Source organism: Marinobacter sp. V34, from assembly GCF_055524115.1.
This window is the reverse complement of record NZ_JBUPZY010000009.1, coordinates 181062-193693: the sequence shown is the minus strand read 5'-3', so window position 1 is coordinate 193693 and position 12632 is coordinate 181062. Positions and strand designations below refer to the sequence as shown.

The following is a 12632-nucleotide window of genomic DNA, read 5'->3' as shown; positions in this document are numbered from 1 at the left end:
GTTTTTGAGGGTTGCGAAAAAGGGTGTTTATACAGATGAACTTTGCGGGCAGGGCGCTGGATATGTCCGGTTGCCATGTGATGGGAATCCTGAACGTTACACCGGACTCGTTTTCGGATGGTGGCCGGTTTAATACCGTGGAGATTGCCCTGGCCAGGGCTCGCGAAATGGTTGCGGATGGAGCGGCTTTCATCGATGTTGGCGGTGAGTCCACAAGGCCAGGTGCTGCCCCGGTGCCGATCGAGGAAGAGCTCGAGCGCGTGTGTCCGGTGGTGGAAGCGATTGCGCGTGAGCTGGATGTCATCGTCTCGGTTGATACCAGTTCGCCACAAGTTATGGCAGAGGTGGTGAAGCTGGGCGCAGGGATGATCAATGACGTCAGGGCGTTGCAGCGGGATGGTGCGCCAGAGATGGCTGCGAGTAGCGGTGTTCCGGTGTGTGTCATGCATATCCAGGGAGAGCCGGATACCATGCAGGATGATCCTCGCTACCGGAATGTGCGGCGGGAGGTCAGCTCGTTTCTTACTGAGCGAATGAGGATCCTAGAAAAGGCTGGCGTCCGACCGGACGACATTATCCTTGATCCTGGATTTGGTTTTGGTAAGTCCCCGCAGCACAATCTGCAGCTGTTGGCCTCTCTGGAGCAGTTGCAGTTGCTGGGACACCCGATACTGGTCGGGATGTCCCGTAAGAGCATGCTCGGCCATATCACCGGTCGTGATGTCAGTGAGCGCTTGCCCGCAAGCCTCGCTGCCGCGACAATATCCGCCATGAAGGGCGCATCCATTATTCGCGTCCACGATGTCAGGGAAACAGTCGATGCCGTTAGAGTTGTGACGGCAATGGAGGAAGCTGGACGATGAGCGACAGAAAATATTTTGGTACAGACGGTATCCGCGGCCGGGTGGGCGAGTTTCCCATAACGCCTGAATTCATGCTGCGTTTGGGGTGGGCTGCCGGGCAGGCCTTCAAGCGGGATGGGCAGCGTAACAGTGTGCTAATTGGTAAGGATACCCGCCTGTCGGGTTATATGTTCGAGTCGGCGCTGGAAGCGGGTTTGTCCGCGGCCGGAGTCGACGTGAAGCTACTTGGGCCCATGCCCACGCCTGCCATCGCGTATTTGACCCGTACCTTTCGTGCCTCCGCGGGTATTGTCATCAGTGCATCCCACAACCCGCATCATGACAACGGTATCAAGTTTTTCTCCCCCGCAGGGACCAAGCTGGATGACGCTCTGGAAACAGAGATCGAGAAGTGGCTGGACAAGCCTATTGAGGTCTGCGGCTCGAAAGAGTTGGGCAAGGCGTTTCGGGTTGATGACGCCCCAGGCCGATACGTTGAGTTTTGTAAAAGTACGGTGCCCAACGCGTTTTCACTTGAAGGGCTTCATATTGTCCTGGATTGCGCGCACGGCGCTACCTACCACGTTGCTCCGAAGGTGTTCCGTGAATTGGGGGCGAAGATTTCCGTGGTGGGGGCAGACCCCGATGGTCTGAATATCAATCTCAATGTCGGTTCCACCTATCTGGATACCTTGAGCAAAGCGGTTCTGGAGAAGCAGGCTGACCTGGGTATTGCCTTTGACGGCGATGGTGATCGGGTTCTGATGGTGGATCGTGATGGCTCGGAAGTCGACGGCGACGAATTGCTCTACGTGATTGCTGCGCAACGTCATGCTGCCGGAACATTGAAAGGCGGTGTTGTGGGAACTCTGATGACCAATCTTGGTGTTGAGCTTGCGCTGAGGGAGCAGGGTATCGATTTCGAGCGTGCAAAAGTGGGCGACCGGTATGTGATGGAGCGCCTGATTGACAGGGGGTGGCTCCTAGGAGGCGAAGGTTCCGGCCATATGGTCATCCGCGATTGCACCAGCACCGGCGATGGCATTGTATCGGCCCTACAGGTTCTGTTGGCCGTCAGCCGCGCAGGCAGTTCACTGGCGGATCTTCGCCAGGGCATGAGCAAGCTGCCACAGAAAATGATTAACGTACGTGTCGATCAGCGTTTTGATCCCCTTGGGCGTGAGGATATCGTCAGGGCCGTGGAGTCTGCAGAGGCCCGGCTGGGTGGCGGTGGTCGTGTGCTGTTACGAGCGTCGGGTACTGAGCCCCTGATCCGTGTGATGACCGAAGGGCAGGATGAGGCTGAAATCGTGACGATTGCCGAGGAACTGGCTGTTGTCGTTGAGAATTCCCGGGCATGATTTTGTGGTCAGGGGCAGTTGTCTGCCGTAAAAGACTGCTGTATAGTTCGCCCTCCCTTGATTCAGGGGTTTTTTATGCGCCGTAAGATCGTTGCCGGCAACTGGAAAATGAATGGGTCGAAAGACCTTGTGAACAGTCTGGTTGGTCAAGTCCGGTCCGAGTTAGCATCGTTTGATAATGGTGTGGAGGCTGTTATTATTCCTCCCGCCCTGTTTATTGGCGATGTCGTTGAGCAAGCTGGCGGTAAGCTGGCGGTTGGTGTCCAAAACGTAGCGTGCTGGGACTCAGGCGCTTACACCGGGGAAATCTCCGCGGCAATGGCAAGAGATTGCGGCTGTGGTGTTGTCTTGGTAGGGCATTCGGAGCGCAGGCAACTCTTCGGTGAAACCGATGAGCAAGTTGCCGCCAAGGTCGGTCAGGCCCTAGATTCCGGGTTGGTCGCTGTAATTTGCGTTGGCGAAACCCTGGAAGAGCGTGATGCGGGCAAGGCTGAAGAAGTCGTGTCGCAGCAGGTTCGCAAAGCGGTCGCCGACGTTGGAAGTGGGTTGTGGCAGCAGGTAGTGATCGCCTATGAGCCAGTTTGGGCCATAGGGACGGGTAAAACCGCAACCGCTGCAGACGCTCAAGCCATGCATGCGGCTATCCGCGCTGTGTTGATGTCCCTTGGGGCTCCGGCGGATGAAATATCGCTGCTTTACGGCGGTAGTGTAAAAGCGGATAATGCCGCGGCGCTTTTTGCTCAGCCGGACATCGATGGCGGGTTGATTGGTGGCGCGTCATTGAATGCAAACGATTTTATAAGTATTTGCCGGGCCGTGCCAGGCAAGTCCTGAACGTTAAAGGTTCGCGAAAGCCATTAGCAAGAGTCATTAGAGAGTCATTATGGATTGGGTCGAAACACTGGTTGTCGTTCTGCACGTGCTCATTGCGGTGGCGCTGGTGACGCTGGTCCTGCTCCAGCAGGGCAAGGGTGCCAATGCCGGTGCTGCATTTGGTGGCGGGGCCTCCCAGACCGTGTTTGGCAGTGAGGGCAGCAGCAGTTTTCTGACTCGTGCCACAACCTTGCTGGCCATCGTGTTTTTTGTAACGAGTTTTTCGCTGGCTGTATTTGCCAAGCAGCGTGCCGAAGTGGCAGGTGAAGCGGGTATTCCTGTGGTTCAGGAGTCACCGGCGGCATCTGATTCCGGGCAGGCTGAGAGTGAATCAGCGACAGAAGGCGAAGCCGGGCGCGGGGATGAGAATAAACTCCCCGAGCTCGAGTAAGGGTGCTGCCCAGGTGGTGGAACTGGTAGACACGCTATCTTGAGGGGGTAGTGGCGAAAGCCGTGCCGGTTCGAGTCCGGCCCTGGGCACCATATTAGAAGAAAAACGGCTTGGATTTACCAGGCCGTTTTTTTTGGTCAGTCCTTGACCAGTAAGGCCGGCGTCTCTATACTCCGGCGGATATTGGAGCGGGCTCCGGGCACAGTTTGTCCTGTCGGTTCCAGGCAGGCCAGGTGTCTGTCAGCAGGGGTGTTTAGTTTGCTTTTCCCCTGTGAGTTCTTGCAACAAAGGGCCCCACTTTTTCGGGGCTTTTTGATTAAGGGGCCTGGCGCATCAGGCCCTGGTGCATAAAAAGGGCTGATCAACAGCCCTTTTTTTGTTTTTGGGGTCGGAAAAATCGAGTAACGGAGACGGGATAACCTTGTCAGCCAAGTTGAAGCAGCTGGATGAATTGCTCAGGCCCATTGTAGAAGGTCTGGGTTACGAGTTTTGGGGCATTGAATTTCGCTCTCAGGGACACCATTCCCTGTTGAGGATTTTCATTGACGATGCTGAGAACGGCATCGGCATTGAAGACTGTGAGAAAGTCAGTCGTCAGGCCAGCGGCGTGATGGATGTGGAAGACCCCATTCAGACAGAGTATACCCTGGAGGTATCTTCTCCGGGCATGGACCGGCCGTTGTTCCGTCTGGAGCAGTATGAGGCATTTGCAGGCCACCAGGTCCAGATCAAATTACGGATGGCATTTGAGGGGCGTCGCAAGTTTCAGGGCCTGATTAAGGGCATTGAGGGTGAAGACGTTGTCGTGGTTGTTGATGATCACGAATACCTGTTGCCATTCGATAGCATCGAGAAAGCCAACATCGTTCCGGTATTTGAATAAGTCAGTGGACGCAAAGTTTATTTTAAGGGCAGGGCAATCCAATGAGTAAAGAGATCTTGCTGGTGGTTGAATCCGTCTCGAACGAGAAAGGTGTCGAGAAGGATGTGATCTTCGAAGCAATCGAGCTGGCACTCGCCACCGCTGCCAAAAAACGCTACGACGACGAGGAAGCTGATATCCGCGTTTCCATCGATCGCCGCACCGGCGAATATGAAACGTTCCGTCGCTGGCTGGTGGTTGATAACGATGCGGTTCCTGCTTTGGGCACCGAACTGACCATGCAGGAAGCGGAAGAAATCGACAAGAGCCTGCAGCCTGGCGATATCCACGAAGAGAAAGTGGAATCCGTTGCTTTCGGCCGTATCGGTGCCCAGGCCGCGAAACAGATTATATTCCAGAAGGTGCGGGAAGCGGAGCGCACTAAAATTGTCGACAGCTATCGTGATCGTGTGGGTGAGCTGGTCTCTGGCACCGTAAAGAAAGTGACACGTGATAACGTCATCGTGGATCTGGGTGCCAACGCAGAAGCTCTGTTGCCCCGCGAACACCTGATTCCCCGTGAAACGTTCCGTATGGGTGATCGTGTGCGCTCTCTGCTGCAGGAAATTCGTACCGATCATCGCGGCCCGCAGTTGATCCTGAGCCGCACCGATCCGCAGATGCTGATCGAACTGTTCCGCATTGAGGTGCCGGAAATCGCGGAGGAATTAATCGAAATTCGTGGCGCTGCCCGGGACCCGGGATCCCGCGCCAAAATTGCGGTCAAGACCAACGACCGCCGGATTGATCCGGTGGGTGCCTGTGTGGGTATGCGTGGTTCACGAGTGCAGGCGGTTTCCAACGAGCTGGGTGGCGAACGTGTTGATATCGTGCTGTGGGATGACAACCCCGCGCAACTGGTCATCAACGCTATGGCGCCGGCGGAAGTCGCGTCCATCGTCATGGACGAGGATCGCCATACCATGGAAGTGGCTGTAGCCGAAGATAACCTCGCACAGGCGATTGGCCGGAACGGTCAGAACGTTCGTTTGGCGACGGATCTTACCGGTTGGACGCTGAACGTTATGACCGAAGAAGAAGCGGGTGAGCGACAGGAGCAGGAGTATAATTCTCTGCTCGAGCACTTCACCGGCAATCTGGATGTGGACGAAGAGTTTGCAGGTGTCCTCATTGAGGAAGGGTTTACCTCCATTGAGGAGGTGGCGTACATCCCCATGGAAGAGATGCTTGCCATTGACGGTTTTGATGAAGAAACCGTGACTGAATTGCGTCGCCGTGCCAAGGACGCCCTGTTGAATCAGGCCCTGGCCAGTGAAGAGGCGCTCGAGGGCGCTGAGCCCGCAGAAGATCTTCTAGCAATGGAGGGTATGGACCGTGGCCTGGCTTTCAAGCTGGCCGGTATGGGAATCCGTACCATGGAAGATCTTGCAGAGCAGTCGGTTGACGACCTGATCGACATTGAAGGAATGGAAGAAGAGCGTGCCGGCCAGTTGATTATGGCAGCACGCGCCCCCTGGTTTGAAGACCAGGCTTAATCGGGAGGAGGACCAGTATGGCTGATGTAACGGTAAAACAACTGGCCGCAGATGTAGGCGCTCCCGTGGATCGTTTGCTGCGACAGATCGTGGAGGCTGGCCTGAAGGCCCGCTCCGAAGGGGATTCTGTTACCAGTGATGAGAAGCAACAGTTGCTGACCTATCTGAAAAAGAATCACGGTGAGAGTGAAGCAGAGCCGAAGAAAATCACTCTTAAGCGCAAGACAACAACCACGCTGAAAGCGGGCCGTACCAAAACGGTCAATGTTGAGGTTCGCAAGCGCCGTACGTATATCAAGCGCGCTGAGCTCGAACCGGAAGCGGCTGCCGAGGAGGCAGCAGCTACCGCTCCGGAAGAGGCTCCAGCGGCAGTAGCGGCTGAGCAGGCGCAGCCTGCAGATGCTCCAAAGCCGGAAGAGCCGGTGTCAGATTCCCCGGCTGAAGAGCCGGCTGCTGACGAAAAACCGACTGAAAAAGCTCAGCCGGAAGTGGCTGCTGAGCCAGAACCGTCACCGGTTCCCGCGCCGGAAGACATGCCTATTCCGCCGCCGGAAGAAGGCGAGGGCAAGGATCGCAAACCGAAGAAAAAGAAAGAGAAAGCCCGTGAGCGCGGTGATGAGCCCGAGGATGGCAAGCCGAAGAAGAAGTCCGCAGGGCATCGTGGACCTCGCAGTCGTCCGGTGGAAGAACCTCTGATTATTAATGAAGAGGAAGAAGATACTACGCTGCGCAAGCCGCTTCGTGCGAAAAAGAAACCCAAAGAAAAGCGTCATGCTTTTGAGAGGCCGACCAAGCCAATGGTAAGAGAAGTCGATATTCCCGAGACGATCACTGTGGGTGATCTTGCCCAGCGGATGGCCGTCAAGTCAGCCGACGTCATCAAGAAACTGATGGGCATGGGGGTAATGGCGACGATCAACCAGGCTCTCGATCAGGAAACCGCCGTGCTGGTGACTGAAGAGCTTGGTCACAAGCCCAATACGGTCAGTGAAGACGCGTTCGAGGAAGAAGTCCTCAGCGAATTTGCCTTTGAAGGCAAGGAAAAGACCAAGCGTGCACCGGTGGTCAGTGTGATGGGTCACGTTGACCATGGTAAGACTTCGTTGCTGGATTACATTCGCCGTACCAAGGTCGCTTCCGGTGAGTCAGGTGGCATTACCCAGCACATCGGTGCGTACCACGTGGAAACGGATCACGGCATGGTGTCCTTCCTGGATACTCCGGGCCACGCCGCCTTTACGGCCATGCGTGCGCGGGGCGCCCAGTGCACCGACATCGTTATCCTTGTGGTGGCTGCTGATGACGGTGTAATGCCGCAGACCAAGGAAGCGGTGGATCACGCACGTTCCGCTGGTGTTCCGATCGTCGTTGCGATCAACAAGATGGACAAGGAAGAGGCCGACCCGGATCGTATCAAGACCGAACTGGCGGGTATGGAAGTTATTCCGGAAGACTGGGGCGGTGACGTTCAGTTTATCCCTTTGTCCGCCCATACCGGTGACGGCATTGAGGATCTGCTTGAGGCGCTGCTGTTGCAGGCCGAAATTCTTGAGCTTGAGGCCTCTCCGGATGCACCTGCCAAAGGTGTGGTGGTTGAGTCCAGTCTTGAGCGTGGCCGTGGTTCCGTAGCCACAGTTCTGGTCCAGAACGGCACATTGCGTCAGGGCGAGATGGTAGTGGCAGGTTCCTTCTTCGGTAAGGTTCGAGCCATGACCGACGAGGCCGGCAAGCAGGTCAAAGAAGCCGGACCCTCTATTCCGGTGGAGATCCTGGGCCTGAATGGTACGCCGAACGCTGGTGACGAGTTCTTTGCTGTGGCCGACGAGAAGAAAGCCAAGGAACTGGCGGAATTCCGTCAGGCCCGCGAGCGGGAGCAGCGTCTGCACAGACAGCAGGCCGCGAAGCTCGAGAACCTGTTCGAGAACATGGGCAAGGATGAGGTCAAGACCCTGAATGTGGTGCTCAAGACTGACGTTCGTGGTTCTCTGGAAGCCATCATCAAGTCGCTTCAGGATCTTGGTAACGACGAAGTACAGGTCAAAATCGTGTCCTCGGGCGTCGGTGGTATCGCTGAGACTGACATCAGTCTGGCCATGGCGACCAATGCAGTTGTCTTTGGCTTCAACGTGCGCGCTGACACGGCGTCCAAGCGCCTGGTGGAACAGGAAGGTCTGGATCTGCGCTACTACAGCATCATCTACAACCTGATTGATGATGTGAAGGCGGCCCTGACTGGGATGCTGGCACCGGAGTTCCGCGAGGATATCGTGGGTATCGCCGACGTGCGCGATGTGTTCCGTTCGCCGAAGTTCGGCCAGGTGGCTGGCTGCATGGTCACCGAGGGTAACGTATACCGCAACAAGCCGATCCGTGTTCTGCGTGACAACGTGGTTATCTTTGAGGGCGAGCTGGAATCCCTGCGCCGCTTCAAGGACGACGTGCCGGAAGTCCGCAACGGTATGGAATGTGGTATCGGCGTTAAGGGTTACGACGTGAAAGTCGGCGACCAGATCGAGGTGTTCGATCGCGTTCGGGTCGAGCGTAAGCTTGAGTCTACGGGGGCCTGATGCCAAGAGAGTTCAGCCGGATTGATCGCATCGGCGATCAGATGCAGCGAGAGCTGGCCCAGCTCATCCAGCGGGAGGTCAAAGACCCGCGGGTGGGCATGGTTACGGTGAATGCTGTCAAGGTGAGCCGTGACCTGGGCTATGCAGACGTTTACGTGTCGCTGTTGACCACCGAAGAGCTGACCGAGGAATCTCCGCAGGTGCGGGATTCCCTGGCAGTGCTGAATAAAGCGGCTGGCTTCCTGAAAGGGCAGGTCGGCCGTGCCATGAAATTGCGGGTGACGCCCCAGTTGCGTTTTCATTTCGATACGTTGCTTGGGCACAGCCGTCACATGGACAACCTGATTCGGGAAGCGGTTGGCGACAAGCCAGTGGTTGACCGAGACGACGACGCCGGCAGCGACGGGGCGTCTGATGATCCGGAGCAAAAAGCTTGAGTCGACGTCGTAAAGGCCGCGATGTTAACGGCATACTGGTGATCGACAAGCCGATGGACATTACGTCCAACGGCATCCTACAGCAGGTAAAAAGCCTGTTCGGGGCGGCCAAGGCCGGTCACACCGGTGCGTTGGACCCGCTGGCCACCGGCGTGTTGCCGTTGTGCTTTGGTGAAGCCACCAAGTTCTCCCAGATGATGCTGGACAGCGACAAAGCCTACATCGCCACCGCTCGCCTGGGTGTCCGCACCGAAACCGGGGACAGCGAAGGCGCGGTGGTTGCTGAGAAACCGGTGCCCCCTGGGCTGAATGCAGAAACCCTGGAACCGGTATTAGATCGCTTTCGTGGCGATATCCAGCAGGTTCCCTCCATGTACTCCGCGCTAAAACACAAGGGCAGACCGCTCTATGAGTACGCGCGCGAAGGTATTGAGGTGGAGAGACCGTCCCGCCCGGTGACCATATACGAGCTGACGCTGCTGGAGGTGCGCGAGACCGAGATTGATATCGCGGTGAGTTGCACGAAAGGCACCTACATCCGTTCGCTGGTGGAAGACATTGGTGAGGCATTGGGCTGCGGTGCCCATGTCACGGCATTACGCCGCACCATGGCCTCCGGCTTCACGCTGGCGGATGCCCGTGAGGTTCCAATGCTGGAGTCCATGCGTGAAGTGGGCGAAAGTCTGGATGGCCTGCTGGTGGCCCCGGATGCTGCGCTGTCCATGTTCCCGGAGCGGGATCTGGAAGGCAGTTCGCTGGTATCGATATTGAACGGACAACCAGTTAGAATATCGGGTCAGCCTGCGGAAGGGTTCGTTCGCCTTTATGGCAACGGGCGTTTTGTCGGGCTGGCGGAAGGATTCCCGGAGGGGGAGGCGACCAAACTGGTGCCCCGCCGTCTGGTGAAGAGTGGCTGACAACCGTTTGAGATAACGGGGTGCAGCTGATTAGCCGGGCTGTAGAGATGCGTGGTTCGGCCGAATTCGATAGCATCGCGACAATGAGGTGAGTTTTATGGCACTTTCTGCCGACGAGAAAGCACAGATCGTTAAGGATTTTCAGCAGGGTGATGGCGATACCGGTTCTCCTGAAGTTCAGGTTGCACTGTTGAGCCACAACATCAACAAGCTGCAGGATCACTTCAAGACCAACAAGCAGGATCACCATTCCCGCCGTGGTCTGATCCGGATGGTTAACCAGCGTCGTAAATTGCTGGATTACCTGAAGCGTAAGAACGCAGACCGCTACCTGGACCTGATCCAGCGTCTGAGCCTGCGTCGCTAATCCGGTTGTACTTAACGGCCAGCGGGGCTTTGATAGCCCCGCTGGTTGTGCCTCTCTCCTGCATCGTGTCTGTCTGTGAACCCTGAAGGAACTCCCTGTCGTAACGGAAAGCTGAAATTGATAGCAGGTTGTTGAAAAGCCCGGTCTCGCCAGATGGCGCCACCCCGGGGTTTTGCAACAGCCTGTTAGCTTTCAGACGGGCTACCCTTCAGTTCATTACTTCAGACGATGTTGCAGTTATAGCGGATAATTCGCAGGGGCGAGTTGTCCGGGTCAACCAATTGAAATGATGAATTCAGGAGTTACCGTGGATCTTAATCCCGTTAAAAAATCGTTCGAACTTGGCGGCAAGACCGTCACCATCGAAACCGGTCGTATTGCCCGCCAGGCCACCGGCTCTGTGCTGGTCACCGTGGACGACATTTCGGTACTGGGTACCGTGGTTGCAGCCAAGGAAGCCAAACCCGGCCAGCCGTTTTTCCCGCTGACCGTCAACTACTTCGAAAAAACCTACGCAGTGGGCAAAATCCCGGGTGGTTTCTTCAAGCGTGAAGGCCGTCCGTCCGAGAAAGAAACCCTGACGTCCCGTCTGATCGACCGTCCGATTCGTCCGCTGTTTCCCAAGGGATTCATGAACGAAACCCAGGTCATCACTACGGTCATGTCCTCCAGCAAGAACCAGGATCCGGATATCGCCGCCATGCTGGCCGCTTCCGCCGCCCTGTCCATCTCCGGTATCCCGTTCGATGGTCCTATCGGTGCGTCCCGCGTCGCATACACCAATGAGCGTGGCTACTTCCTGAACCCGACGTTTGAAGAGCTGGAAACCTCCCTGCTGGACATGGTGGTTGCCGGTACTGAAGACGCGGTTCTGATGGTTGAATCCGAAGCCAAGGGCCTGACAGAAGACCAGATGCTGGGCGCCGTGCTCTTCGGGCACCAGGAAATGCAGACAGCGGTTACCGCGATCAAGGAATTTGCAGCCGAAGTTGGCAAGCCTCGTTGGGAATGGCAGCCAGAAGCAGAGAACACTGAGCTTCTGAACGCTGTAAAGGCTGACTTTTCGGCTGACATCGAGCAGGCCTATGGCATTCGCGACAAAATGGAGCGTTATGCCCGCCTGAGCGAGATCAAATCCGCTGCCGTTGAAAAGCTGGCCGGTGAAGAAGAGGGCCAGCCGGCGGAAGACGAAGTGAAGAAGTACTTCGCCAAGGTCGAGAAGACCATCGTGCGCCAGCAGGTTATTGACGGCAAGCCGCGTATTGATGGCCGTGACAACAAGACCGTTCGTCCCATCGAAGTGGAAGTTGGCGTTCTGCCCAGCACCCACGGCTCTGCCCTGTTTACCCGTGGCGAGACTCAAGCCATCGTAACCACTACGCTGGGTACCGCCCGTGACATGCAGATCATCGATGCACTGGAAGGTGAGCGTAAAGATCCGTTCCTGTTCCACTACAACTTCCCTCCGTACTCCGTTGGCGAAGCCGGCCGTGTGGGCACACCGGGTCGTCGTGAAGTTGGCCACGGCCGTCTGGCCAAGCGTGGTGTGGCAGCGGTTATGCCCACCGTGGAAGAGTTCCCGTACACCATTCGTGCGGTGTCTGAAATCACCGAATCCAACGGTTCCAGCTCCATGGCGTCTGTCTGTGGTTCCAGCCTGGCGCTGATGGATGCGGGTGTTCCCATCAAGGCGCCGGTTGCCGGTATTGCCATGGGGCTGGTCAAGGAAGGCGACCAGTTCGCGGTTCTGACCGACATCCTGGGTGACGAGGATCACCTCGGCGATATGGACTTTAAGGTAGCGGGTACCTCTGACGGTATCACTGCTCTGCAGATGGACATCAAGATTCAGGGCATCACCGACGAGATCATGGAAATTGCCCTGGACCAGGCCAATGCAGCCCGTCTGCACATCCTGGGTGAGATGGCGAAGGTGATTTCTGCGCCGCGCAAAGAGCTTTCCAGCCGCGCACCGAGCATCACGACCATCAAGATCAACCCGGAGAAGATCCGCGACGTTATCGGCAAGGGCGGTTCTACTATCCGCTCCATCTGTGACGAGACCGGTGCTTCCATCGATCTGGATGACGATGGCAATGTGAAGATCTATGCCGACAATCAGGATGCGGCCAATGCGGCGATGAAGCGGGTGATGGAAATCACTGCGGAAATCGAAGTTGGCGCTATCTACAGTGGTCGTGTTGAGCGCATTGTGGACTTCGGTGCCTTTGTTAACATCCTGCCTGGCAAGGATGGTCTGGTGCACATTTCCCAGATTTCCGAGCGTCGCATCGAGAACGTGACTGACGAGCTGAGCGAAGGTCAGGAAGTTCTGGTGAAGGTTCTGGATGTGGACAATCGTGGGCGCGTGAAGCTGTCCATGAAGGAAGTGAAGGAAGGTGAGCAGCCGACGGATCTGTCCGCGCTGTAAGCTCTTCTTCTAATAAAAAGCCCGCCAC

At 56.6% G+C, this 12632-nt stretch carries 11 protein-coding genes and 1 tRNA gene; all 12 read left to right on the top strand.

Features of this window, described 5'->3' with window-relative positions; all coding sequences use genetic code 11:
- Positions 1–29 precede the first annotated feature (29 nt).
- The 12 genes from folP to pnp all read left to right on the top strand — a co-directional run bounded on the left by folP (position 30) and on the right by pnp (position 12604).
- The gene (folP, locus tag AC0B60_RS15675; protein ID WP_465086844.1) at positions 30–863 is read left to right on the top strand and encodes a dihydropteroate synthase; all 834 of its coding nucleotides are present in this window, start codon (positions 30–32) and stop codon (positions 861–863) included.
- Complete coding sequence (glmM, locus tag AC0B60_RS15670; protein WP_465086813.1) at positions 860–2203, top strand: phosphoglucosamine mutase; 1344 nt, start codon at positions 860–862, stop codon at positions 2201–2203. The genes folP and glmM overlap by 4 nt, the downstream gene beginning before the upstream one ends.
- Before the next feature lie 75 nt (positions 2204–2278).
- The gene (tpiA, locus tag AC0B60_RS15665) at positions 2279–3037 is read left to right on the top strand and encodes a triose-phosphate isomerase (RefSeq protein ID WP_465086812.1); all 759 of its coding nucleotides are present in this window, start codon (positions 2279–2281) and stop codon (positions 3035–3037) included.
- A 49-nt stretch (positions 3038–3086) separates the two neighbouring features.
- Positions 3087–3467: a preprotein translocase subunit SecG gene (gene secG, locus AC0B60_RS15660; protein ID WP_465086811.1), complete on the top strand. Its 381-nt coding sequence runs from the start codon at positions 3087–3089 to the stop codon at positions 3465–3467.
- Between the two features lie 7 nt (positions 3468–3474).
- Positions 3475–3559 (top strand) — tRNA-Leu (locus tag AC0B60_RS15655).
- A 329-nt stretch (positions 3560–3888) separates the two neighbouring features.
- On the top strand, positions 3889–4350 hold the full coding sequence (gene rimP / locus AC0B60_RS15650) for a ribosome maturation factor RimP (RefSeq protein ID WP_465086810.1): 462 nt from the start codon (positions 3889–3891) through the stop codon (positions 4348–4350).
- 41 nt (positions 4351–4391) lie between these two features.
- Positions 4392–5885 (top strand): transcription termination factor NusA, encoded by a 1494-nt coding sequence (gene nusA / locus AC0B60_RS15645; RefSeq protein ID WP_465086809.1) that lies wholly within the window; start codon positions 4392–4394, stop codon positions 5883–5885.
- Positions 5886–5902: 17 nt separating this feature from the next.
- Positions 5903–8452: a translation initiation factor IF-2 gene (gene infB / locus AC0B60_RS15640; protein ID WP_465086808.1), complete on the top strand. Its 2550-nt coding sequence runs from the start codon at positions 5903–5905 to the stop codon at positions 8450–8452.
- The gene (rbfA, locus tag AC0B60_RS15635) at positions 8452–8889 is read left to right on the top strand and encodes a 30S ribosome-binding factor RbfA (RefSeq protein WP_465086807.1); all 438 of its coding nucleotides are present in this window, start codon (positions 8452–8454) and stop codon (positions 8887–8889) included. The genes infB and rbfA overlap by 1 nt, the downstream gene beginning before the upstream one ends.
- The gene (gene truB, locus AC0B60_RS15630) at positions 8886–9806 is read left to right on the top strand and encodes a tRNA pseudouridine(55) synthase TruB (protein WP_465086806.1); all 921 of its coding nucleotides are present in this window, start codon (positions 8886–8888) and stop codon (positions 9804–9806) included. The genes rbfA and truB overlap by 4 nt, the downstream gene beginning before the upstream one ends.
- A 97-nt stretch (positions 9807–9903) precedes the next feature.
- Positions 9904–10173, top strand: a complete 270-nt coding sequence (rpsO, locus tag AC0B60_RS15625; protein WP_007153099.1) for a 30S ribosomal protein S15 — start codon at positions 9904–9906, stop codon at positions 10171–10173.
- A gap of 307 nt (positions 10174–10480) precedes the next feature.
- Positions 10481–12604, top strand: a complete 2124-nt coding sequence (pnp, locus tag AC0B60_RS15620; RefSeq protein ID WP_465086805.1) for a polyribonucleotide nucleotidyltransferase — start codon at positions 10481–10483, stop codon at positions 12602–12604.
- Positions 12605–12632 lie beyond the last annotated feature (28 nt).

Bases quoted from the DNA above. Each gene is read 5' to 3' on its own strand.
- glmM (WP_465086813.1), top strand. From the start codon at position 860: ATGAGCGACAGAAAATATTTTGGTACAGACGGTATCCGCGGCCGGGTG.
- tpiA (WP_465086812.1), top strand. From the start codon at position 2,279: ATGCGCCGTAAGATCGTTGCCGGCAACTGGAAAATGAATGGGTCGAAA.
- secG (WP_465086811.1), top strand. From the start codon at position 3,087: ATGGATTGGGTCGAAACACTGGTTGTCGTTCTGCACGTGCTCATTGCG.
- nusA (WP_465086809.1), top strand. From the start codon at position 4,392: ATGAGTAAAGAGATCTTGCTGGTGGTTGAATCCGTCTCGAACGAGAAA.
- infB (WP_465086808.1), top strand. From the start codon at position 5,903: ATGGCTGATGTAACGGTAAAACAACTGGCCGCAGATGTAGGCGCTCCC.
- rbfA (WP_465086807.1), top strand. From the start codon at position 8,452: ATGCCAAGAGAGTTCAGCCGGATTGATCGCATCGGCGATCAGATGCAG.
- rpsO (WP_007153099.1), top strand. From the start codon at position 9,904: ATGGCACTTTCTGCCGACGAGAAAGCACAGATCGTTAAGGATTTTCAG.